A 22,520-nucleotide genomic window follows, 5' to 3' on the forward strand; every position below is an offset into this window, starting at 1 on the left:
TCGCCGTCCGCACCAAGGGCCCCCGGCCCTGGAGAGCGCGCCTCACGGCCGGAAGTACTCCGACATCAGGCGGCTGACCCACTCCGGCTGTGTGACGTGCTCCGGTAGGAACTCCACCATCACCGGCTTCAGGTCGATGACCGGGGTGCCGGAGACCGCGTCGAGGCCCACCACCGTCAGTTCGCGACCGTGGACGGATTCGATGGCGCAGCACGTCACCCCGATGCGGTTCGGTCTGCGCGGGCCGCGGCCGGCGAACACGCCGACGGGCGGGAGGTCGGGACGGCCGCGGTTCGGCTTGGGCTCGCGATAGTCGCCGTGGTCCGGGAACTGGTCGAAGACGAAGAGGACCTCCACGTGGGAGAAGCCGTCCAGACCCTGTAGGCAGGCGTCGCCGAAGCGCTCGTCGACGAGGATGGTGCTGCGGACGGCGCCCCAGTTGTCCGTGTGTTGAACGTCCGTCCTCTCGTTCTGGACGGTACCGATCGGGGTGATCTCGAAGCTGCGCATGGTTCCCTTCCAGGTCCGCATCAGTGTTGGGCCACCGCGCTCGCTCAGCCCGGCCGCTGGCCTCGGTCCCAGGTCAGGAACCGGTAGTGCAGGCCGGTCGACGACTCCTGCCAGTCTCCGACGGAGTCCGGCGGGCGCCCGACGTCCGGCGCGTACGTGTCCCCGTCGAAGAGTTCCCGGATCTCGGTGACCACGATCCGGTCCGCGAACGGCAGCGCCGCCCGGTACACCGCCGCGCCACCCATCACCCAGACGTCCCCGGACACGGCGGCGAGCGCCTGCGGCAGGTCGGGGAAGGTTTCCACGCCCTCCTGCGGGGTCCGCGACAGTACGAGGTTGCGCCGGCCCGGCAGCGGCCGGAACCGCGGCGGCAGCGACTCCCAGGTGCGCCGACCCATGATCACGGTCGCGCCCGAGGTCAGCTCGCGGAAGTGCTTCAGGTCCTCCGGCAGGTGCCACGGCAGCGCGCCGTCGCGGCCGATGACGCCGTTGGCCGACTGCGCCCACTCGACCCCGATCACACCGCCACCGGCGCCTTGATGCCGGGGTGCGGGTCGTAGCCGTCGAGCGTGATGTGCTCGTAGGTGTAGTCGAAGAGGCTGTCGGCCGGCTTCAGGCTCAGCGTGGGGAACGGCCGCGCCTCGCGCGCGAGCTGCGTGCGGACCTGCTCCTCATGGTTGTCGTAGATGTGGCAGTCGCCGCCGGTCCAGACGAAGTCACCGACCCCGAGGCCCACCTGCTCGGCGATCATGTGCGTCAGCAGCGCGTAGCTCGCGATGTTGAACGGCACACCGAGGAACAGGTCCGCGCTGCGCTGGTACAGCTGGCAGGAGAGCTTGCCGTCGGCGACGTAGAACTGGAAGAGCGCGTGGCAGGGCGGCAGCGCCATCCGGGGGATGTCGGCCACGTTCCACGCCGACACGATGATCCGCCGGGAGTCCGGGTTCTCACGCAGCGTGCGCAGCACCTCACCGATCTGGTCGATGTGCCCGCCGTCCGGGGTCGGCCACGACCGCCACTGCACCCCGTAGATCGGGCCGAGGTCACCGTCCGGCGCCGCCCACTCGTCCCAGATCGTGACGCCGTTCTCCTGGAGCCACGCGACGTTGCCGTCGCCGCGCAGGAACCACAGCAACTCGTACGCGATCGAGCGGAAGTGCACCTTCTTCGTCGTGATCAGCGGGAAACCGTCGGAGAGCCGGTAGCGCAGTTGGTGGCCGAAGATCGACCGAGTGCCCGTGCCGGTGCGGTCCTCCTTGCGGGCGCCCGTGGCAAGGACGTGGCGGAGCAGGTCTTCGTACTGGGTGTCCGGCATACCGGCGAGCCTAGCGCTGACCTCCGGTTCTGCGATCACGCCCTGTCCTCGTGCCGCACGTCACGAAACGATCAGGTACCGTCTCGCCCCTCGGCAGCCAGAGCGGAACGTAGCCGGGCGGCCGCTTGCGGGTCCAGCCCGTCGAGCCTGCCCAGCGCCTCCCGCCAGTGCCGCTGAGCCGCGGCACGTTCTCCGAGGCCCGCGTGGGCGTCGCCCAGCACCTGTAGCGCCAGGCCGATGCCCCGCTGATGGCCGTAACGTCGGCAGATCTCCAGCGACTCACCCGCGCGTACGATCGCCGTCCGGTGGTCGCCGGCGGCCAGCAGCGTCTCGGCGAAGTTGACCAGCGCCTGCGCCTCACGCAACGGATCGGTGCCCCGGTCGACGACAGCGAGTCCCGCCGCGTGGCACGCGAGCGCGCGGGAGTGGTCGCCGAGGCGCTGGTATACCAGAGCCAGGTTGTCGAGCACCAACCCTTCCTTGTGCCGCTGACCGAGTTCCCGCCGGATGGCCAGTGCGTCCCGCAGGTGCTGCAGGGCGCCGGTCAGGTCACCGCGGTCGCGCAGGGCGTTTCCGAGGTTGTTCAGGATGGCGGCCTCGCGGCCCCGGTCGCCGAGCTCGCGCTGGACCGTCAGACACCGCTGTAGCAACGGCAGCGCTTCGTCCAGGCGGCCCTGACGCAGCAGCGCGACCGCGACGATGTTGAGCCCGGACGCCTCGCCCGAACGGTCGTCGAGCCGCCGCGCCGCCGTGGCCGCGAGGTACCCGAACTGTTGCTGCTCGGCGATGTATCCGGCGTAGTCCAGGAACTTGACCGCGATGAGAGCCAGGTCGTTGACCTCGGTGAGGTTCCGCCCGGCCGTTGCCTGCTGGCGGGCTATCAGCAACAGGTTGGTGTGCTCCCGCTCGAACCAGGCCCAGGCGTCGTCGGTGCCGTCGAGGACCGGCCCGCGGCCGGTCACCGGGGCGGGGCCGTCGACACCGAGCCGGTCGTGCGGGTAGAGCAGCCGGGCGGCGTGGATGGTGGCCGAACGCAGCCATACGGTCAGCCGGCCGAGGGCCTCATCCCGGTGGGACGGGTCGTCCACCGCCTGCGCCCGCTCGCGGGCGTAGAGCCGGACGATGTCGTGGAACCTGTATCGACCGGCGCCGGCCGAATCGATCAGATGAGCGTCGCCCAACGCGTCCAGCGCCCGTTCCGCGTCCGTCACCGACAGTTCGGCGAGCGCCGCGCACCCGTACGTCGTGAAGTGCGTCCAGTCCGGCAGCGCGGCGAACCGGAAGAGCCGCGCCGCCTGCCGCCGCTCGTCCTGCGGCGCGTCCTCGAACGCCTGGTAGCCCAGGTGCAGGCTGGCCCGTACGGACAGGTCGCCGACCTCCAGCACGTCCAGCCGCAGGCCCTCGTCGTCCACCCGCTCGGCGAGACCGGTGAGCGGGGCGTCCGGCCGGGCCGCGGCGCGGGCGCCGACGATTCGCAACGCCAGCGGCAACCCGCCGCACCGGCGGACCACCGTCGCCGCGGCAGCCGGCTCCGCCTGCACTCGCTGGCTGCCGGTGAGCCCGGTGAACAGGGCGAACGCCGCGTCGTCGGGTAACGGTTCGAGGCGGATCCGGGAGGTGGTGTCGAGGTCGGGAAGCATCCACCGGCTGGTGATGATCGTCGTGCATCCGGGACCGCTGGTCAGCAGCGGCCGGACCTGCGCCGCCGACGCGGCGTTGTCGAGTAGCACGAGCACGCCCCGTTCGGCGGTCCACGTACGCAGCAACGCCGACGCCTCGTCGAGCGACGCGGGGACGGCAGGTACACCCAGAGCACGAAGGAACTGGGCCAACACCTCCGTGGGCTCGGCCGCCGCGATGCCGGCCGCAGCCCCGCGCAGGTCGGTGTAGAGGCAGCCACCGTCGAAACGTTCGGCGATCCGGTGCGCGACGTGCAGGGCGAGCGCGGACTTGCCGACCCCGCCGGCTCCTTCGACAAGGCACACTGCCGCGTCGGCCTCGGCCGCCGCGAGTAGCCGGTCGATCTCCGTCGAGCGCCCGACCATCAGCGGTGGCGGCGGGGGCAGCTGGTACGGGACGGGTACGTCCGGCTCGTCGTCCACGGGCTGCTTCACGTCGGCGGACCTCCACGGCAACCCACGCACGACGGCACCGTCGCGCGCCCCGCCGGTCGGATCGGCCCGTCCTCGTCGCCGAGTGGCCGATCGGGTCTCGCCTCCGGCGGGAACCAGGCGCAGGACGGCGGAACCCTCCGTATGTGGTGCGGGCCCGAGGTCGTCGACGTTCGGCGCGACGGCACCGCTCGCGGGTGCGGTACGGGCCGACCGGGTGGTTGGAGAGGGCCGCTGCCGCGGCGGCTCGCCACCGGGGCCGGCGGCCGGGGGTTTCGCCGCGGCACGAGCGGCGGCCAGTTGCCCCCACACCGCCAGCCATTTCGTCACGTGGTCGTCCGGCACGTCGCAGGCGCGTAGCAGGGCCGACACCAGATCGCGGCGGGGCAGCGTCGGCCGGCCGAGCATGGTCGCCAGGGTGCTCGCCGGCAGTACGTCCCCAGTGCGTTTCGCCCGGCGAGCGATCTCGCGGTAGGCGAGGCCGGACTGGTCACGGATGCGACGCAGCAGTATGACGTACTGCTCAGGGTTGCTCGCGGTGGTCGGCTCGACGCCGAAGTCGGCGGCCGTCATGTTGCCCTCACGTCAGATGTGGCGGCCGGGGCCGGGGGAGTGCCGGGCGGTCGGGACGCATCAAAGGTACCGGCCCGGGCGAACGAAGGACCCCAGCGGATCCACAGTGGATGGATGCGGTTGCCGCTCCGCTGCGGCCACTGTGGATCATAATGCACTATCCCGTGATCATTTGCGTTGTTCGATAACCAACGGGATGTTACGTCGGCCGGTACGGGTACTTTCTCTGCTGATCTTATAACTATCCGCGATATCGACATGACTTTTGGTTGACCATGGCATAAGTGGTCGTTACCGTCGACGCATGTCTATGGCCGATCTGGCAACTGCGTCCGGTGGCCTCGAATCCGAGCGGCAGACCTTGCGCGTTGCGCTCGTCGGCGCGGGGTTCATGGGGCAGGTACACGCGGAGGCGGCGCGCCGTGCCGGCGCGAGCGTCGTGGGAGTGGTGGCCTCGCGACCCGACCGCGCCGCCGCCGCCGCGCGGGCCACCGGCGCCGACGAGGGCTACCCGGACCTGGCCGCCCTGCTCGACCACGCCGAGGTCGACGTGCTGCACGTGTGTACGCCCAACGCGTCGCACGCCCCGGTCGTCGCCGCCGCGCTCGCCGCCGGCGTGCACGTCGTCTGCGAGAAGCCGCTGGCAACCGGGAGCGCCGAGGCGGTGGCGCTCGTCGAGGCGGCCGGTGACCGGGTGACCGCCGTCCCCTTCGTCTACCGCTTCCACCCCATGGTGCGCGAGCTCCGGGCCCGGCTGGCCGCCGGCGAGGCCGGGCACCTCTCCAGCGTGACCGGTGGCTACCTCCAGGACTGGCTGTCCCGTCCGTCCGACGACGACTGGCGAGTCGACTCCGCGTTCGGCGGGCCGTCACGCGCCTTCGCCGACATCGGCTCGCACTGGTGCGACCTGTTCGAGTTCGCCACCGGCGACCGGATCAGCCGGCTGTCCGCCCGCACCGCGGTCGTGCACGAACGCGCCTCCGGGAACCGGACGCCCACCGAGGACCTGGCCACCGTGCACTTCACCACCACCGCCGGCATGGTCGGGACGCTGGTGGTGTCGCAGGTCGCCGCCGGGCGCAAGAACCGGCTGCAGCTCGAACTCTCCGGCACCGAGGCGAGCTTCGGCTTCGACCAGGAGGACCCGGAACGGCTGTGGATCGGCCGGCGCGACGGCGGCCGGACGCTGCTGCGTGACCCGGCGACGCTGCACCCCTCCGCCGCGCGTTACGTCCGGCTGCCGGCCGGACACGCGCAGGGCTACCAGGACTGCTTCGACGCGTTCGTCGCCGACACCTACCGGGCGGTGCGCGGCGAGGTCCCGGACGGTCTGCCCACCTTCACCGACGGCCTGCGCGCCGTCCGGATCACCGACGCGGTGCTGGCCTCGGCGGCCTCGGACGGCGCGTGGACGCAGGTGCCCACATGACACCCGACCCGACACCACGCGTACGGCTGACCGGCATCAGCAAGTCCTTCCTCGGCGTACCCGTGCTGCACGGTGTGGACTTGGACCTGCGCGGCGGCGAGGTGCACGCGGTGATGGGTGAGAACGGCGCGGGCAAGTCCACGCTGCTCAAGGTGCTGGCCGGCGTGCACCGGCCCGACGGCGGCACCATCGAGGTCGACGGCGCCCAGGTGTCCTTCACCGGTCCCACCGACGCTCAGCGCGCCGGCATCGCGATCATCCACCAGGAGTTCACCCTGCTGCCGCATCGCAGCGTCGCCGAGAACGTCTACCTCGGTCGTGAGCCCGTACGGCGGATGCAGGTCGACCGCCGGCGGATGGTTGCCGACACCCGCAAACTGCTGGACTGGCTCGGCGAGGACGGGATCGACCCGACCGCGGTCGTGTCGTCGCTGTCGGTCGCTCAGCGGCAGGTCGTGGAGATCGTCAAGGCGCTGTCGACCGACGCGCAGGTCCTGGGCATGGACGAGCCGACCGCCGCGCTCGCCGACCACGAGGTCGAGCTGCTCTACGACCTGGTCCGCCGGCTCCGCGAGCGGGGCATCGCGATCCTCTACGTCTCGCACCGCATGCGCGAGGTGTTCGACCTCTCCGACCGGATCACCGTGCTCAAGGACGGCCGGTTCGTCACCTGCGCGCCGACTCGCGACCTGACCCCGGACGACCTCGTCCGCCACATGGTCGGCCGTGACCTGGGCGAGTACTACCCGGACCGGGCCCGGCCCGAAGACCTCGGGCCCGTCCGCCTCGCGCTGCACGGCGCGGCCAACGCCCGCGTACGCGACCTGAACCTCGAGGTACGCGCCGGGGAGATCGTCGGACTGGCCGGGCTGCAGGGCTCCGGCCGATCGGCACTCGCCCGCGCGGTCTTCGGCGTCGAGCCGTTCACCAGAGGCAGGCTGGAGGTGGACGGGGTGGCACGGCGGGTGACCCGACCCCACACCGCCGTGCGCCTCGGGATCGCGATGGTCACCGAGGACCGCAAGGGCGACGGATTGGCCCTTCGCCAGTCCGTACGCGACAACACGTTGCTGGTACGCCGCGCCGCCCTGCGCGGTCCACGCGCCCGCGCCCGCTCCGACGTGCCGGCGTTGCTCGACCTGGTCAACGTGGTGGCTCGCGGCGAGCACCAGGAGGTGCGCTTCCTGTCCGGCGGCAACCAGCAGAAGGTCGTCCTCGCCAAGTGGCTGGCCGTCGAACCGAGGGTGCTGCTCGTCGACGAACCGACGCGCGGCATCGACGTCGGCGCGAAGCGGGCCGTGCACGAGTTGCTGCGCGACCTCGCGAAGCGCGGCGTGGCGGTACTGATGATCTCCTCGGAACTTCCCGAGCTGATCGGAATGAGCGACCGGATCCTCGTCATGCACGACGGCGCGCTCGCGGGTGAACTGCCGGCCGGCGCGAGCGAGGGGGACGTGATGGCACTCGCCACCGGGCACCGGACAGGTGCGGCGGCATGAGCATCCTGCGGGAGAAGGCTGCCCCGGCCGACCAGACGGCCACCCGGCCCGGAGTGCGCTCGCGCCTCACCCCGGTCGTAGTCGTCTACCTCGCGCTCGTCACCCTGCTCGTCGTCGGCAGCGTGCTCGTCGGGATGCGCGGCGAGGTCCTGCTCGACCAGGCCGGCATCCTCAACATCCTCACCCGGTCCACCGCGCTCGGCCTCGTCGCGATCGGCCAGACCATGGTGATCCTCACCGGGTCCCTCGACCTGTCCGTCGCCTACCTGATCGGCCTCACGTCGCTGCTCGCGGCCGAGACGATGGCCGGGCAGAACGGCATGGTCGTACCCGGCGTGCTGCTCGCGCTCGCCGTGGCCGCCGCCGTAGGGCTGGTAAACGGACTGGTCATCACCGTCCTCAGGGCCAACGCGTTCATCGCCACCCTCGGTGTGGCGCTGGTCCTGCGCGGCTACCTCGAGAACAACTACACCGGACCGGCCGGCGACGTACCGCGCAGCTTCCAGCACCTCGGCTACGACCGGATCGGGCCGCTGCCCGTCGCGGCACTGCTCATGCTCGCCGTCGCCGCGCTGGCCTGGTGGTACCTGTCGCGGACCCGCCCCGGCTACCACATGTACGCAGTCGGCGGCGACATCGAGGTGGCCCGGCTCTCCGGCGTACCGACCCGCCGGGTCGTCGTCACCGCACACGTGCTGTGCTCGGTCGCCGCCGGCCTCACCGGGATCTACCTGGCGAGCCGGCTCGGCTCCGGTGCGCCGTACGTCGGCACGGACGCCGGCTACGACCTGGAGTCCATCGCCGCCGTTGTGCTCGGCGGGACCCTGCTCGCCGGCGGTCGCGGCGGCGTCGTCGGCACCATCGGCGGCGTGCTCATCCTCGCCACCCTCGACACGATCTTCGACGACCTCGCCGTCGACCCGTTCTTCAAGGACGTGGTACGCGGCGTCGTCCTGGTGACCGCGGTCGCGCTCTACGCCCGCCGCATGATGGCCGACCGCAACCGGGGGAGGTTGGCATGACCTGGCGTCCGCGCCTGGCCGAGGGCACCGCCCCGGTACTCGTCGTCCTGCTCCTGCTGCTCGTCGGCCTCGCGATCGCCGGCCCCGCCTACGACGAACCGTCCGGATACCTGGCGCTGCTCAAGCGCGCCGCGCCGCTGATGATCCTCGCCATCGGGCAGTACTTCGTCATCGTCTCCGGCGGCTTCGACCTGTCGGTGGGCGCCCTGGTCACCGCCGGGGTGGTCATCGCCGCCCGGCTCATCGACGGGAACGAGTCGGCCACCACCTCGGTGATCCTGCTCGTGCTCGGGTTCGGGCTGCTGGTCGGCCTGGTCAACGGGCTGATCACGACGAAACTGCTGGTGCCGTCGTTCATCGTCACCCTCGGCATGCTGCTCGTGCTCGACGGCGCGACCTTCCTGTGGACCGACGGCGCACCCCGCGGCGCGTTGTCGGCCGGGTTCCGGACGTTCGGGCGCGGCGCCCTGGACGTACCGGTGCTCGGCGAGGTCCCGTGGTCGGTGCTGATCCTGTCGGCGATCCTGGTGGCCGCGGCGCTGTTCATGCGCAGCGGAACCGGCCGCGCGCTGGTCGCGGCGGGCGACAACGAGGCCGCGGTGCGGCTGTCCGGCGGTCAGGTCGACCGGCTCCGGCTGCTCGGGTTCGTCCTCTCCGGACTGCTCGCCGCCGTCGCCTCGATCCTGCTCGGCGGGTTCGCCGGCGTCTCCGCGCAGGTCGGCAACGGCCTGGAGTTCCGGGCGATCACCGCCGTCGTGCTGGGCGGCGTGCTCCTCGGCGGCGGGCGCGGCTCGGTGGTCGCGGCCGCCGCCGGCGCGCTGTCCCTGGAGGCCCTGTTCACGCTGCTGAACCTGCTCGGTGTGAGCGGCGCCCTCGAGTCGGCGGTACAAGGCCTGATCATCATCGCCGCCGTCGCCTACGCCTCGCTCGGCGGCGGCCTGCGGCAACGGCTGCGGACGCGGCCGAAGCAGCGCAACACAGCGCAACCCGCACCCTCCTGAAGTTCCCTGGCCAGTGAGGAGAACACGAATAATGACCAAGAGATGGGCCCTGGTGGCCGCGGCGAGCGTACTCGCGCTCGCCGGATGCTCCAGCGACCTGCCCGAGGACACCAACCCCGGCGCCGCCGCGTCGTCCGGCTCCGACACCCGCAAGTCGGAGTTCTTCGATCAGGCCGAGTACGACCGGCAGCTCGCGTTCCGCAACGCCACGCCGCAGGGCCCGGAGGGCAAGCCGTGGGAGCAGATGCTCGAGCCGGAGATGGTGGACACCACGAAGTTCGCCAAGACCGGCGGGAAGTACACCCTCTGCTTCTCCAACGCCGCGGTGGACAACCCGTGGCGGCAGGTGGGCCTCAAGACCATGCAGCAGGAGGTGAAGCTACACCCGGAGATCAGCGATTTCGTGGTGCTGGACGCGGAGGCCAAGGACGACAAGCAGATCAGTGACATCCAGTCGCTCAGCGGCCGGAACTGCTCGGCGATCGTCATCTCGCCCAACACCACCGCCACCCTGACCCCGGCCGTCGAGCAGGCGTGCGCGACCGGCGTGCCGGTGATCGTGTTCGACCGCGGTGTCAACACCGGCTGCCCGGTCACCTTCATCCACCCCATCGGCGGCTTCGCCTTCGGGGCGAACGGCGCGGAGTTCCTGACCGAGAAGGTCAAGCCGGGCGGCAAGGTTCTCGCCCTGCGCATCCTGCCCGGCGTGGACGTGCTCGAGCAGCGGTGGGCGGCGGCCAACGAGATCTTCGCCGCCAGCGAGCTCGACGTGGTCGGCGTGGAGTTCACCGATGGTGACGCGGCCAAGACCAAGAGCATCGTGGCCGACTACATCCAGCGCGAGGGTGAGATCAACGGCGTGTGGATGGACGCCGGAGCGACCGCCGTCGCAGCGGTGGAGGCCTTCCAGGACGCCGGCGTCGAGGTGCCCGCGTTCGTCGGTGAGGACCAGCAGGACTTCCTGCGGCTCTGGGTCGACGAGGGCCTGACCGCCGTCGCGCCGACCTACCCCACCTACCAGTGGCGCACCCCGGTCATCGCCGCCCTGAAGATTCTCAAGGGCGAGCAGGTGCCGAAGGAGTGGGTGCTGCCGCAGCCGCGCATCACCGGCGAGAACGTCAAGCAGTACGTGCAGCAGGACATGCCGCCGCTGCACTACGCGATGTGCGGGTGCGAGGGAATGCCGGGCTACCCGGGACCGTGGAAGTGACCGGACATCGACTCGGGGTCAACACGTGGGTGTGGACCTCGCCGCTGACCGACGCGACCTTGGCCGCCCTCGCGGCCAAGGTCGCGGGGTGGGGCTTCGACGTGCTCGAACTCCCGGTCGAGGACCCGGACGACTGGGACCCGAAGCTGGCCGCTCAGGTGCTCACCGACCACGGCCTCGGCGCCACCGTCTGCCTCGTCATGCCACCCGGCCGGGAACTCGTCGCCGCGGATCCGGCCACCATCCGGTCCACCCAGGACTACCTGCGCCGGGTGGTGGACGCCGCCGCGACGGTCGGCTCGCCGGTGATCGCCGGCCCGGCGTACGCCTCGGTCGGCCGCACCTGGCGGCTGTCCCCGGGCGAGCGGGCCGCGGCGTACGAGCAGCTGCGCGGCAACCTCACCCCCGTCGTCGACCACGCCGGCGCGGCCGGCGTCACGGTCGCCGTCGAACCACTCAACCGGTACGAGACGAGCCTGCTCAACACCATCGGCCAGACCCTCGAGGCGATCGGCGACCTGCCACACTGCGGGCTCGCGCTCGACGTCTACCACCAGAACATCGAGGAGACGGACGTCCCGGCGGCGATCCGCTCAGCCGCCGGGCGGATCGCGCACGTCCAGGTCTGCGGCAACGATCGCGGCACGCCCGGCACCGACCACCTGGACTGGCCGGCGATCATCGCCGCGGTCGACGACGCGGGCTACACCGGCCCGCTGTGCATCGAGTCGTTCACCGCGGAGAACGCGACGATCGCCACCGCGGCCTCCATCTGGCGGCCGTTGGCGGCGAGCCAGGACGCGATCGCCGTGGACGGGCTCAAGTTCCTCAAGGCGGTGATGCCCTAACCCCTACCAGCCCGCTCACCCGGTCCGACGGCGCCGGCACGCCGCACGGTCACGACCACGACAGCACCTCACGTCCCAGGGAGGAAGCACCCCATGAACGTGACCTGGCGTCCCCGGTGGGGACGGTTGCTCGCGATGCCGGTCGCCGCCGCGCTCGCGATGTCCATGCTCAGCACAGCGCCGGCCGCCGCCCATCCGGGTTCGCACGGCGACGCCCACGTCCTGATCTTCACGAAGACCACCCAGTACCGGCACGCCGAAGCGATCGAGCAGGGCGTTCCGGTGCTCCAGGAGGCCTTTGCCGAAGCCGGGATCACCACCGAGCACACCGAGGACTCGTCGATCTTCAACGACGAGGACCTCGCACACTTCGACGCCCTGGTCATGTTCCAGGCCTCCGGCGACCCGTGGACCGCCGACCAGAAGGCGGCGATGGAGCGCTACATGCAGGCCGGCCACGGCATCGTCGCCATCCACAACGCGACCGACATGCGCGGGAACTACACGTGGTGGGACAACATGATCGGCTCGCTGATGCCCGGCCACGCGGCCACCGGCAGCAGCCCCGGCCTTCCCGGAACGGTACGCGTCGAGGACCGCACACACCCGTCGACCAGCCACCTGCCGCAACGGTGGGAACGGGCCGACGAGTGGTACAACTACGCGCTCAACGTGCGCGGCGACGCCCACGTGCTCGCCACCATGGACGAGACCACGTACGACCCGGGCGGCAACGCCATGGGCTACGACCACCCGATCTCCTGGTGCAAGCCGTACGACGGCGGCCGCGCCTGGATGACCGGAATGGGCCACTTCGGTGCGCACTACACCGGCGAGCCGCGACTGGTGCAGCACATCGTCGGCGGGGTGAAGTGGGCAGCCGGCATGGTCGAGGGCGACTGCGGCGCGACCACCTGGGACAAGTTCGAGCGGGTGCCGCTGGACCAGAACACCAGCGCGCCGTACGCGATGGACGTCGCGCCCGACGGCCGGGTGTTCTTCACCGAGCTGGTCCGCGGCGAGATCCGGGTGTACGACCCGCGCAGCCGGACCACGTCGACCGCGATCACCATCCCGGTGTACTCCGGCGGCGAGGACGGCCTCCTGGGCATCGCCCTCGACCCGGCGTTCGCGACCAACGGCCACCTCTACGTCTACTACTCCCCGGCGAGCGGCGACGACTCCGATCCGGCCAACTTCGTCAACCGGCTGTCCCGGCTGACGGTGGGTGAGGGGTCGCAGATCGACCGGGCCAGTGAGAAGGTGCTGCTGGAGGTGCCCGCGCGGCGGTTGCCCGACGAGCCGGGGCACACCGGCGGTGGGCTGGCCTTCGGCCTGGACGGCAACCTGTACCTCGGCGTGGGCGACGATGTGAACCCGCACTCCGAGCCGTCCGGCGGGTACGCGCCGCTGTCGGAACGCGACAACACCTTCCACGACGCACGTGCCACCTCGGCCAACACCAACGATCTGCGCGGCAAGATCCTGCGTATCCATCCGGAGCCGGACGGCACGTACACCATCCCCGAGGGGAACATGTTCCCGCCGGGCACCGCGAAGACCCGCCCGGAGATCTACGCGATGGGCTTCCGCAACCCGTTCCGCTTCTCGATCGACCCGCGGACCGGCGCGCTGGGCATGGCCGACTACTCGCCGGACAACGGCAACGACAACCCCGACCGCGGCCCCGCCGGCATCGCCGAGTGGAACCTCATCACCGAACCCGGCTTCTACGGCTGGCCGCTGTGCATGGGCGACAACGAGCCGTTCCGGGACGTCGACTACCGGACCAACCCGGTGACCGTCGGTGCCTACTTCGACTGCGCCAACCCGGTCAACGACTCGATCCGTAACACCGGCCTCACTGAGCTGCCCGCGGCCAAGCCGGCGAAGATGTGGTACGGCTACAAGCGCTCCTCGGTGCCGTCGGTCATCCCGCAGGGCGGTGGGCTCGCCCCGATGGGCGGGCCCTTCTACCAGTACGACCCCGACCTGGATTCGGACACCAAGTTCCCGGCGTACTACGACGGCAAGCCGTTCTTCTACGAGTGGTCCCGCAACAAGATGTATTCGGTCATTCCCGATGGCGAGGGGAACGTCGAGAAGGTCAACCCGTTCCTGCCGCAGGAGCAGTTCCTCGCGCCGATCGACTCGAGCTTCGGCCCGGAGGGCTCGCTGTACGTGCTCGACTGGGGTGGCGGCTTCGGCCGGGACAACCCGAACTCGGGCCTGTACCGCATCGACTACATCTCCGGCTCGCGCTCCCCGGAGGCGAAGGCCACCGCCACGCCGGACTCCGGACACGCCCCGCTCGAGGTGCGGTTCGACGGTGCTCCGTCGTCCGACCCGGAGGGCGAGCAGCTGACCTACGCGTGGGACTTCGACGGCAACGGCACCGTCGACTCGACCGAGCAGAAGCCGACCCACACGTACACCGACAACGGCGTCTACAACCCTCGACTCACGGTGACCGACCCGCACGGCAAGACCGGCACCACGACGGTGCCCGTCACGGTCGGCAACAAGCGACCCGAGGTGCGCTTCGAACTGCCCCCGAAGGGCGGGTTCTTCGACTTCGGTGACGAGATCAGCTGGAAGCTGTCGGTCACCGACGCCGAGGACAGCCAGATCGACGACGCGGACGTGGTGATCCAACCGGCGCTCGGCCACGACGAACACGCGCACCCAGCGGATCCGCTGCACGGGCGGACCGGCATGGTGGCCACCTCCCTCGGCGGCGGGCACAGCGACGACATGAACGTCTTCTACGCCCTCGACGGCCGCTACACCGACTCCGGTGGTGCGGGCGGCATTCCCGCGCTCACCGGGTCGGACACCACGCTGCTGTTCCCGAAGCAGCGGGAGGCGGAATTCTTCGAGGCGTCCCAGGGCGTGACCGTGGCGCCGGCGCGGGACGTGGAGGGCCACGCCAACGCCATCACCGGTCAGAACGGCGCGTGGGCGTCGTACGACCCGGTGCACCTGCACGGCGTGGACAAGCTGGTCCTACGCGTCAGCGCGGCCGGCGCCGGCACCGTCGAGCTGCGTCGCGGCGCGCCGGACGGCGCGCTGCTGGGCACCGCGCAGGTGCCGGCGACGCCCGCCGGCCGCTACGTCGACGTACCGGTCGACGTCACCGACCCGGGCGAGACCTTCACCCTGTACGCGGTCTTTCCCGGCGCCGGCGAGCGGCGGCTGAACTTCATCGAGGCCGACGGCAAGGGCGTCTCACCCACCAGCAAGCCGAAGGTCGCGGTGACCGCCCCGACCGCCGAGGACGACCTGGAGCCGGGCGCGATCGAGGTCACCGCCGACGCGAGCGATGCGGAGAACACGATCACCAAGGTCGAGTTCTTCGCCGGCGACACCTCGATCGGCACCGACACCACGGCGCCGTACGCGGTGACGTGGAACGCCACCACGCAGCAGCGCTACCAGCTGACCGCGGTCGCCACCAACGACAAGGGCGCCAGCACCACCTCCCGCATCGTCGAGGTGGAGGTCGGTGACCTGTACGGGGACTGGCAGACCTTCAGCAACGCCGACGCCACCTTCGACCGGCCGGACACCGACACCTGGGTGATCAACTCCGGCGGCGCGAACATGTGGCAGGGCACCGACCAGTACGGCGCGGTGTACCGCCCGGCCGCCGCGGGCAACGAGTGGACGGCCACGGTGAAGATCGAGCGGCAGGGCAACACCAACGCCTCCGCCAAGGCCGGGCTCATCGTCCGCAACGACATCACCCAACCCGGCACCTCGCCCGGGTACGCGGCGATGACGCTGCGTGCCGGCCTCGGGTTCGAGTGGTTGCGCGACACCGACGGCAACGGGCAGCTCGACGCCAGCACCGGCGCGAGCACGACGAGCTACCCGGCATGGGTGCGGATCGTCCGCGACGGCAGCCAGTACTACGGCTACTGGAGCAAGGACGGCGTGAACTTCACCCGGGTCGGTGACCCGGTGACGCTCGCCGGCGCGGTGAGCCCGCAGGACATCGGACTCGCGGTGACCGCGCACAGCACCTCGGCCAAGAGTGAGGTGGAGTTCTCCGGGTTCAGCCTGGTGGACGAGGCGATCCACCCCGATCCGGATCCGGAGCCCGAGCCGGGACCGGGCTGCGACTCGCCCGACGGCGGTTCGATTGCGCCGAGCGACGAGTTCGACGGCGACAAGCTCGACGGCTGCCGGTGGAACGCGGTGGTGCGCTACGTCTCGTCGAAGGTCGCGATGGCCGACGGGCAGCTGCGGATCGAGACGCAGCCGGGCGACATCAACGACAGCAACCCCGTCTCGCCGCGCAACTTCATCCTCCAGGACCTGCCCGACGGGGACTGGACGATCCAGACCCGGCTGACGCCGACGATGCTGCACCGCTGGCAGCTGGCCGGGTTCCTGGTGTACGCCGACGACGACAACTACGTGAAGTTCGACGTGGTGGCGACGAACGCCGGCGGCTCGCCGACCGATCTGCGGGCCGAGTTGGTCTCGGAGCGCAACGGGCAGTTCGGCAACGGCGGCAACCGGTCCGTCGACGTCGCGGAGACGACCGAGAGCGGCTGGTACGACCTGCGGCTGAAGCGGACCGGGAACACCTACTCGGCCGAGATCAGCGACGGCGGGGTCAACTGGACGTCGCTGGGTGACCCGGTGACCAACGACGCCGCCATGACGTCGTTCGGTCTGATGGCGGTGGGCCCGGAGCAGGTGTCGCCGGTGACTGTGGCGTTCGACTACTTCCGGGTGGTCGACACCACGCCGCCGTCGGTGTCGGTGACGGTCGACCCGGCGGCACCGAACGGCGACAACGGGTGGTACGTCTCGCCGGTCACCGTCTCGGCGACCGGGTCGGACGACAGCGGCCGCCCGGTGCGGATCTCCTACCGGGCCGGCGACGGCGAGTGGGCCGACTACCGGCAGCCGGTGCCGGTGAGCGGGGACGGCACCCACGAGCTGCGGTTCCGGGCGGTCGACGAGTCGGGCAACGTCTCGACGGAGTCGGTGGTGCCGTTGCGGGTCGACGCCACCGGTCCGACAGTGAAGTTCGGCGGGATCGAGGACGGCGGCTCCTACCAGCTCGGTGAGGAGTTGCCGATCACGGCGTCGGCGGCGGACCCGGCATCGGGCGTCGCGTCGGTGGTGGTGACGCTGGACGGCAAGCAGGTCAGCGGAGCGGCCGCGCCGACGGCCGGCACCCACCGGGTGACCGCGGTGGCCACCGACAAGGCCGGCAACGTCACGGAGTCGACGGCGTCGTTCGAGGTGGTGGCGACGTACGCCAACACCAGGGCGCTGCTGGAGCGGTACCGGAAGGAGGGGTCGGTCCCGCCGGCTCGCGCGGTTCTCCTGGCGGCGCAGCTCAAGGTGGCCGAGCAGATGGCGAAGGCCGGGCTGAAGGCGCAGGCCCGGGCAGCGCTCGACCGGTTCACGGCCTTCGCCGGCGCCGTCGACGACGAGCAGGCGCGCGCCCAACTGGTCGCCGCCAGCGCCTACCTGAGGGCCCACCTGTGAGGTGATGACGGCGGGCCGGTGCCGGCCGGCTCCCGACCGGTGCCGGAGCACGCGTGGCGTGCTCCGGCACCCGGTCTTCCGGCGTCTCCGTCCGCGGCGGCTCAACTCACCGCGACTCGATCTTCCCGAACAGGCCGGCGTCGAAGTTCACCGACGTGACGCCCGCCGGGTCGACCACCCGGAACGCTCTCGCATGCGCCGCGGGCTTCCGCTGGTACGGGACCTCGACCCGGCGGTTGCGCGCGCGGCCCTCGGGGTTGTTGGAACCGTCCGGCTTCGTCTCGTCGGCGATCGGCTGTGACTCGCCCTTTCGTAGACCGCGAACCGCCAGCCAACGCCCAGGGCCGCGCGCAGCTGGCTCGACCGCGCCCGCCGGTCGGAGAGGGGGAGCGCGATCGTCGACCCGGGTGGGTGCGGCGCGTTGATCGGGGCGTGGTCACCCTGTCAAGGACGGTGCACCGTGAGTGGCGTGCATGCCGTGATCCCGCACTTGCGCGTCGAACCAGGCGTGCAAGGCCGAAACGATCTCGACGGCATCGCTGGCGTAGGTGATGCGCGCGCCGTCAACCGTCGTCTCGTATTCAATCTCGATCTTGCCGGCGCTGCTGCGTAACACGGCGAGCCCGGGCATGTCGTCGCCATGAATGGCGGCGGGGTCGGCGAAGTCACCGCGGCGGAACCGGTCAACCTCCTGCTGCAGGTGGTGTCGGATGAGGGTCGCCTGGTTGATGTCCCGGGGATCGTCGGCGACGACGGTCTGAACGCCCCCGCTGTCGGTCTTCGTGAAGTGGTGGGTGGTGCGGTCGAGGTCGAAGGGCATGATGGATTCGCCCCGCTCGGCGACTTGCGCCTGCCGATCGGGCCCGGTTGCGGACGTCGTCGGTTCGCGGCTGCCGTCGGCGCAGCCGGTACTCAATGTCGCCAGGGCGGCGGTCACGGCGAGTGCGCAGCGGCGGATGTTGGAGTGGTCAGGGCTTCTCATCGGCGGCCTCCGCCAGGGTCTGCAGCGCGTGCACGACTGACGCGCGCTGATCGTCAGGGATACGGGCCAGGAGCGTGGTGAATCTGGTTCGGCGCGCCTCGGCTTGTAGTGCCGCGGCGGTGACTCCGGCCTCGGTGAGTTGAAGCAGGACGCCTCGTCCGTCCTCGCTGGCGGCCTGTCGGGTTATCCAGCCGCGTCGTTCGAGGTTGGTGACCAAGCGGCTGATCGTGCTCTTCTCAAGCCGTAGGCGCCGGGTCAGTTCGGCCTGCCGCAGGTGGCCATCCCGAGCGATTTCCGCCAAGGCGTGTGCCTCCGAGACGGGCAGTGGTTGCCCGCACGGTGTGCGGTCGGGCTGGTGAAGGCCGAAGTTGCGGATGAACCGCATGAGGGCATCCTGTGCCGTCCCCACGTCATCGCCGTCAACCATGGTTCGACGATACAACCTGATGGTTAGGCCATACAACCATTTCACCGTTGCGTCGAGTTGATTGACAGTGGAGGCGGCGCCCCCGGCGCGCGTCACCCGGGCGCAGGCGCCGCGTCACGCGCTGCCGCTCGAACGGTTACGTCTGCGCCGATCGGCCACCTATTCTCCTGTCATGGAGGCACTGGCCCTACGGCTGTCGCACCTGGATGCGCACGCCGAAGGTGCGATCCGCGTTGTCATGTTTTATGACACGCTGATGCGCCGACGGGTGGATCTCCCCGCGCTGGCCCGTGCCTCGGCGAGCCTGGCCGAGTGCGTGGCCGGGATTCGGCTTCACGGCACGGGGCAGGCGACCCGCATGTCGCCTGAGGGCAGGCAAGCGACCGCCCCGCCGCCGCCCGCGTCCACAACGGTACCGATCACCCTCGATGAGGAGGAAATCGGCACCGTGTGGCTGGAACGTACCGCCGCGCCGGGTCCGCTCGACGAACTGTTGCTGGACCGGCTCGCCATCGCCGCAGCGGCGGTTGTCGAGAGATACGGTCCGGCCCGCACCACCATGGCCGACCCCGCCCTCGTAGAGCTCGCGATCAGCTCCGACAGCGACGATGCGGCAAGGAGCCGGGCGCTACGGCTCCTGGGTTTCGCCGCCGACCTGCTGGTCCGCGTCATCGCCGTACGGTCGCGGCTCTCGCTCGATCGAGTCGCCGGCTTGGTCTGCCCGGCTCGCCCGGTGAAGGTGGCGTCGCTCGCCGACGTCGGCGTCATCCTGGCCACCACCGTGCACCCGGCGCGGTTTCCGGCAGGTGTACGCGCGGGGATCGGTTCCGCGGGAAGCCCCGACCGTTCCTGGGAGGAAGCCCGCACTGCCCTCCGCTTTACCACCTCACGCAAGCCAATCGTCCACTACAGCGGCCTGGGGGCGCTGGCGCTGCTCGCACGGGTACCCCACGACGTCGCACGAGACAACGCCGACGTGGCCGCGATCGCTCGCATGGCCGATGATCCAGAAAATCTGGACACGTTGGACGTGTACTGCGCCACCGGCTCACAACGCCAGGCGGCAGACCTCCTCCACCTCCACCACAGCAGCGTCTCCCGCCGACTCGGACAGCTCGGAAAGGCCCTGGGCATCGACCTCACCGAGCCCACTGGACTGATACGGGCGAGGCTCGCCCTCACCGCATGGCGTCTACTCAACGACTGAGGACGATCCGCGCGCGGCCCTCATCCATGACCCGGCGCCGGGTCGCGCCACCGCGCGACCCGGCGCCACGCGCCGTACAGACGATCACGCGGTGGCCGCGCCACCTCCACCCGCTCCCACTAGCGCAATCAAGCTGGTCGTGGCCAGAGGTCGGCGGCGACGTCGTGGTGGGTGACGCGTTCGTCCCACCGAGTCAAAGCGCGGCGGGCGTCCTCCTCGACCACGGCTTGCTCGGGATCGTCGCCGGCGAACGCGCGAACATCGTTCATGCTGCTGAAGAACGTGATCGAGGTGAACGTGACCTCGTCGCCGTCGTTGCGTCGTAGCAAGTGGGCACCGCGGAAGCCGGGAACCTGATGGAGATGCTTGGCTGCCTCGGTTTCGTAGTGGTGCTCGTACTCGTCCGCTGCTGCCGGTGAGGCCCAACCTCGCCATGTCCGTGCGATCATTCGCTGCGCCTGACCCTCTCTTGCTCGCCGTGTTTCAGGCCCTCCCACACCGACCTTGCCTGGGCAAGGTCGGTGTGGTCATCCCTCCCGCCGACGCCCGCACGTCTTGGCTACCCGCACATCGCCCGCTGGTGAAGAGCCGACAGCGCCTCGTCGATGGGATGGGATTGCGGGTTCCCCGAAGAGTCGACCTTGTTCCACCGCGTGAGGTTCAACGCGATGGATGTCTGCCGCTCGCCGTCGGCGCGGGTCCAGGACGTGGTCAGTGCTCCCCAGGCCGTGCCGTCGTGGCCCCAGAAGGTGCTGCATCCGGCAACTGTGAGCTTGTGCAGACCGAGGCCATACTCGATCTGCTGCCCCTCGTGGCTGATGACCGGAACCGTGCGTTGCATCTGCGCCAGCGATGACCGGCTGACGATCTTGCCGCGTAGCAGCCTGTCGTAGAAGCGGTTGAGATCCTCCATCGTCGAGACCAGGCCGGCCCCGGTCATTACCCAGGACATGTTGTAGACGCTGTAGTCGCGCGGTGGGTCGATCAGGCCGAACAGTGCCTCGTACATCCGCGAGTGCGGCCCATTGACCCGTGGCCCGGCCGGAAACTCAGTGTGCCGGAGCCCGGCGCGATCGATGACGTTCCGGGTGATGTATTTCTCTGCCGTGGTGCCGGTCACCTGCTCCAGGAGTTCGCCGAGGAGCAGGTAGTTGGTGTTGGAATACACCCCCGGGGTGGCACCCGGCTCGCCGGCGGCAGGAGCTGCCAGTCCCATTTCGATCAGCTCAGTCGTGCGAAACTGCCTGAACCGGTTGTCGTCCAGGCTCTCCGGCGATATGTCCCGCAGGGATGGCCACTCCTTGAGTGACGGGAACGCGTAGGGGAGGTACTCCGGAATACCGCTGGTGTGATTGAGCAGCATCCGAACGGTGATCTTTCTGCCGCGCTCGCCCGGCACCAGCTGCGGCAGATAGCGGCCAATCGGCGCATCGAGCTGGATCGAGCCCTTTTCGACCTGCTGCAGGATCGCGGCGGCAGTGAAGGTCTTGGTGACGCTGCCGACGCGCTGCCGCATGTCGGGCCTGACGGGACGGCCGGTCCCGACATCGGCAACGCCGGAGGCGCCGCGCCATACCTGACTGCCGTCGCGTACCTCGGCGTATACGCCCGGCATCCCCGCGCGGTGGACATTGTCCAGGGCGGATCGCAGCGTCGCAGGATCGAGGCCGGTCGACGGGGCCGTGTTGGCAGCCAGCACGGCCTCGGTCGCGTTCGATGCGGGGCCTGCCATCGCCATGCCCGCACTGATGCTCAGCACGGCGACGCTTGTTCCTGCTGTCAGTCGGATCTTCAAGACGTTCGTCCTTCCGTGTTCCATGGGTGCGACGAAGACCTTCCGTGCGCGAAACGCCGGGCTCAGGCGGCCATAGCGCGGCGCAGCGCCGCGCCGAGTTCGGCGATCTGCCGTTGTGACACCTCAGCGGAGAGGATCGCCTGCGATCCGTGGAAGGTGCCGGGCCATTGGTGCAGCTCGACGGATACGCCCGCCTGCAGCAGGCGCTGCGCGTAGCCGATGTTCTCGTCGCGGTTCGGATCGAACTCGGCCGTGCCGATGTAGGCGGGTGGCAGGCCGGACAGATCGACGGCCCGCGCCGGGGCGGCGTACGGCGTGGCGGGTGCGGAGCCCAGATAGTGCCGCCAGGCGGTCGCGAGCTTGTCTCGAGTCAGCCAGGGGGTGTCGGTGAAGTGCCGTGCCGACCACGTTTCCTGCCGGTCATCGAGGCTGGGCTGGTTGAGCAGCTGGAAGCGGATCGGCGGTCCCTGCTGGTCGCGCGCTCGCAGCACCACCGCGGCCGCGAGTCCTCCGCCGGAGCTGTGTCCGCCGACCGCGATCCGTTCCGGGTCGATTTCAAGGTCGGCCGCGTGCTCGGCTGTCCAGGTCAGCACGGCATAGGTGTCGTCAAGGGCGGCCGGGAAGCGATGTTCGGGAGCCAGGCGGTAGGCCACCGAGATCACCACCGCGCCGGAGGCGTCCGCGAGCCGGGATGCCCACGGGTGCTCGGTGTCCAGGTCGCCCATGACCCACCCACCGCCGTGCAGCCAGACGATGGCGCCCTGCGCGTGGTGCGGGCGATAGATCCGCACCCGCACGTCGACGTCAGCGGGCACCGTGCAGTCCTCGATCGTCATGTCCACGGTGTCGGGTGCCGGGACCCCGGCGGCCAACTCGGCCAGGCTCTTACGGTTGGCGACCGGGTCGGTCAGATCGGCCGGGGGAAAAAGCGGAATGAATGCTTCCAGCTCAGGATCCATGACGACCATCGTCCCGGTCACCGCCGACGGGATCATCCGCCATCCGTCGGCCATCATCCTGAGATCACGCACCGACCGTCGCCTACGACCGAGCCCGCGCCTCCACAACGGATCTGTCGAA

Annotated in this window: 17 protein-coding genes; 8 read left to right on the forward strand and 9 right to left on the reverse strand. The window is 70.3% G+C overall.

The annotated features are described in order from the left end of the window. Positions 1–42: 42 nt before the first annotated feature. From BXA10_RS14765 to BXA10_RS14780, 4 genes are all read right to left on the reverse strand, one after another. Entirely contained in the window at positions 43–510 is a 468-nt protein-coding gene (locus BXA10_RS14765; RefSeq protein ID WP_076470924.1) for an SAM-dependent methyltransferase, read from the reverse strand. Positions 511–554: 44 nt separating this feature from the next. Continuing rightward, complete coding sequence (locus BXA10_RS14770; RefSeq protein WP_076470925.1) at positions 555–1,031, reverse strand: dihydrofolate reductase; 477 nt, start codon at positions 1,029–1,031, stop codon at positions 555–557. Continuing rightward, a complete protein-coding gene (locus tag BXA10_RS14775) occupies positions 1,028–1,825 on the reverse strand; it encodes a thymidylate synthase (protein WP_076470926.1) in 798 nt (265 codons plus the stop codon). Before BXA10_RS14775 ends, BXA10_RS14770 begins: the two co-directional genes overlap by 4 nt. Positions 1,826–1,896: 71 nt before the next feature. Beyond that, positions 1,897–4,509, reverse strand: a complete 2,613-nt coding sequence (locus tag BXA10_RS14780; protein ID WP_076470927.1) for a tetratricopeptide repeat protein — start codon at positions 4,507–4,509, stop codon at positions 1,897–1,899. Positions 4,510–4,813: 304 nt separating this feature from the next. Here BXA10_RS14780 and BXA10_RS14785 point away from each other — a divergent pair, with 304 nt between their 5' ends. The 7 genes from BXA10_RS14785 (at position 4,814) to BXA10_RS14815 (ending at position 17,029) form a co-directional block, all read left to right on the forward strand. Beyond that, on the forward strand, positions 4,814–5,938 hold the full coding sequence (locus BXA10_RS14785; RefSeq protein WP_076470928.1) for a Gfo/Idh/MocA family protein: 1,125 nt from the start codon (positions 4,814–4,816) through the stop codon (positions 5,936–5,938). Further along, a complete protein-coding gene (locus BXA10_RS14790; protein ID WP_076470929.1) occupies positions 5,935–7,437 on the forward strand; it encodes a sugar ABC transporter ATP-binding protein in 1,503 nt (500 codons plus the stop codon). Before BXA10_RS14785 ends, BXA10_RS14790 begins: the two co-directional genes overlap by 4 nt. Next, positions 7,434–8,459: an ABC transporter permease gene (locus tag BXA10_RS14795; protein WP_076470930.1), complete on the forward strand. Its 1,026-nt coding sequence runs from the start codon at positions 7,434–7,436 to the stop codon at positions 8,457–8,459. Before BXA10_RS14790 ends, BXA10_RS14795 begins: the two co-directional genes overlap by 4 nt. Then, the gene (locus tag BXA10_RS14800; protein ID WP_076470931.1) at positions 8,456–9,460 is read left to right on the forward strand and encodes an ABC transporter permease; all 1,005 of its coding nucleotides are present in this window, start codon (positions 8,456–8,458) and stop codon (positions 9,458–9,460) included. The genes BXA10_RS14795 and BXA10_RS14800 overlap by 4 nt, the downstream gene beginning before the upstream one ends. A gap of 31 nt (positions 9,461–9,491) precedes the next feature. After that, complete coding sequence (locus BXA10_RS14805; RefSeq protein ID WP_076470932.1) at positions 9,492–10,670, forward strand: substrate-binding domain-containing protein; 1,179 nt, start codon at positions 9,492–9,494, stop codon at positions 10,668–10,670. Then, positions 10,667–11,518 carry a sugar phosphate isomerase/epimerase family protein gene (locus tag BXA10_RS14810; protein ID WP_076470933.1) on the forward strand — a complete coding sequence of 284 codons (852 nt, stop codon included), beginning with the start codon at positions 10,667–10,669 and terminating at the stop codon, positions 11,516–11,518. The genes BXA10_RS14805 and BXA10_RS14810 overlap by 4 nt, the downstream gene beginning before the upstream one ends. 93 nt (positions 11,519–11,611) lie before the next feature. Continuing rightward, on the forward strand, positions 11,612–17,029 hold the full coding sequence (locus BXA10_RS14815; protein WP_076470934.1) for a ThuA domain-containing protein: 5,418 nt from the start codon (positions 11,612–11,614) through the stop codon (positions 17,027–17,029). A gap of 436 nt (positions 17,030–17,465) precedes the next feature. Here the strand turns inward: BXA10_RS14815 and BXA10_RS14820 are convergent, their stop codons facing one another. Further along, positions 17,466–18,011 carry a hypothetical protein gene (locus BXA10_RS14820; protein ID WP_076470935.1) on the reverse strand — a complete coding sequence of 182 codons (546 nt, stop codon included), beginning with the start codon at positions 18,009–18,011 and terminating at the stop codon, positions 17,466–17,468. Continuing rightward, positions 17,998–18,438, reverse strand: a complete 441-nt coding sequence (locus tag BXA10_RS14825; RefSeq protein ID WP_076470936.1) for a MarR family winged helix-turn-helix transcriptional regulator — start codon at positions 18,436–18,438, stop codon at positions 17,998–18,000. The genes BXA10_RS14820 and BXA10_RS14825 overlap by 14 nt, the downstream gene beginning before the upstream one ends. Before the next feature lie 172 nt (positions 18,439–18,610). Between BXA10_RS14825 and BXA10_RS14830 the strand changes: the two genes are divergently transcribed. Further along, on the forward strand, positions 18,611–19,645 hold the full coding sequence (locus BXA10_RS14830; protein WP_076470937.1) for a PucR family transcriptional regulator: 1,035 nt from the start codon (positions 18,611–18,613) through the stop codon (positions 19,643–19,645). Between the two features lie 128 nt (positions 19,646–19,773). On the opposite strand, the gene BXA10_RS14835 is transcribed toward BXA10_RS14830, so the two are convergent. From BXA10_RS14835 to BXA10_RS14845, 3 genes are all read right to left on the reverse strand, one after another. Continuing rightward, positions 19,774–20,094, reverse strand: coding sequence for an antibiotic biosynthesis monooxygenase family protein (locus BXA10_RS14835; protein ID WP_076470938.1), 321 nt, complete (start codon positions 20,092–20,094; stop codon positions 19,774–19,776). Between the two features lie 110 nt (positions 20,095–20,204). After that, on the reverse strand, positions 20,205–21,440 hold the full coding sequence (locus BXA10_RS14840) for a serine hydrolase domain-containing protein (RefSeq protein WP_217696774.1): 1,236 nt from the start codon (positions 21,438–21,440) through the stop codon (positions 20,205–20,207). 62 nt (positions 21,441–21,502) lie between these two features. After that, positions 21,503–22,399, reverse strand: coding sequence for an alpha/beta hydrolase (locus BXA10_RS14845; protein WP_175649217.1), 897 nt, complete (start codon positions 22,397–22,399; stop codon positions 21,503–21,505). Positions 22,400–22,520: the final 121 nt, after the last annotated feature.

Origin of the sequence: Micromonospora avicenniae, assembly GCF_900156065.1 — a bacterium.
Classification (GTDB): domain Bacteria; phylum Actinomycetota; class Actinomycetes; order Mycobacteriales; family Micromonosporaceae; genus Micromonospora; species Micromonospora avicenniae.

Excerpts from the sequence above, each read along its gene's own strand:
- BXA10_RS14800 (WP_076470931.1), top strand. The coding sequence starts at position 8,456 with ATGACCTGGCGTCCGCGCCTGGCCGAGGGCACCGCCCCGGTACTCGTC.
- BXA10_RS14775 (WP_076470926.1), bottom strand. The coding sequence starts at position 1,825 with ATGCCGGACACCCAGTACGAAGACCTGCTCCGCCACGTCCTTGCCACG.
- BXA10_RS14790 (WP_076470929.1), top strand. The coding sequence starts at position 5,935 with ATGACACCCGACCCGACACCACGCGTACGGCTGACCGGCATCAGCAAG.
- BXA10_RS14765 (WP_076470924.1), bottom strand. The coding sequence starts at position 510 with ATGCGCAGCTTCGAGATCACCCCGATCGGTACCGTCCAGAACGAGAGG.
- BXA10_RS14815 (WP_076470934.1), top strand. The coding sequence starts at position 11,612 with ATGAACGTGACCTGGCGTCCCCGGTGGGGACGGTTGCTCGCGATGCCG.
- BXA10_RS14835 (WP_076470938.1), bottom strand. The coding sequence starts at position 20,094 with ATGATCGCACGGACATGGCGAGGTTGGGCCTCACCGGCAGCAGCGGAC.
- BXA10_RS14780 (WP_076470927.1), bottom strand. The coding sequence starts at position 4,509 with ATGACGGCCGCCGACTTCGGCGTCGAGCCGACCACCGCGAGCAACCCT.
- BXA10_RS14820 (WP_076470935.1), bottom strand. The coding sequence starts at position 18,011 with ATGAGAAGCCCTGACCACTCCAACATCCGCCGCTGCGCACTCGCCGTG.
- BXA10_RS14805 (WP_076470932.1), top strand. The coding sequence starts at position 9,492 with ATGACCAAGAGATGGGCCCTGGTGGCCGCGGCGAGCGTACTCGCGCTC.
- BXA10_RS14830 (WP_076470937.1), top strand. The coding sequence starts at position 18,611 with ATGGAGGCACTGGCCCTACGGCTGTCGCACCTGGATGCGCACGCCGAA.
- BXA10_RS14785 (WP_076470928.1), top strand. The coding sequence starts at position 4,814 with ATGTCTATGGCCGATCTGGCAACTGCGTCCGGTGGCCTCGAATCCGAG.
- BXA10_RS14825 (WP_076470936.1), bottom strand. The coding sequence starts at position 18,438 with ATGGTTGACGGCGATGACGTGGGGACGGCACAGGATGCCCTCATGCGG.
- BXA10_RS14795 (WP_076470930.1), top strand. The coding sequence starts at position 7,434 with ATGAGCATCCTGCGGGAGAAGGCTGCCCCGGCCGACCAGACGGCCACC.
- BXA10_RS14845 (WP_175649217.1), bottom strand. The coding sequence starts at position 22,399 with ATGGATCCTGAGCTGGAAGCATTCATTCCGCTTTTTCCCCCGGCCGAT.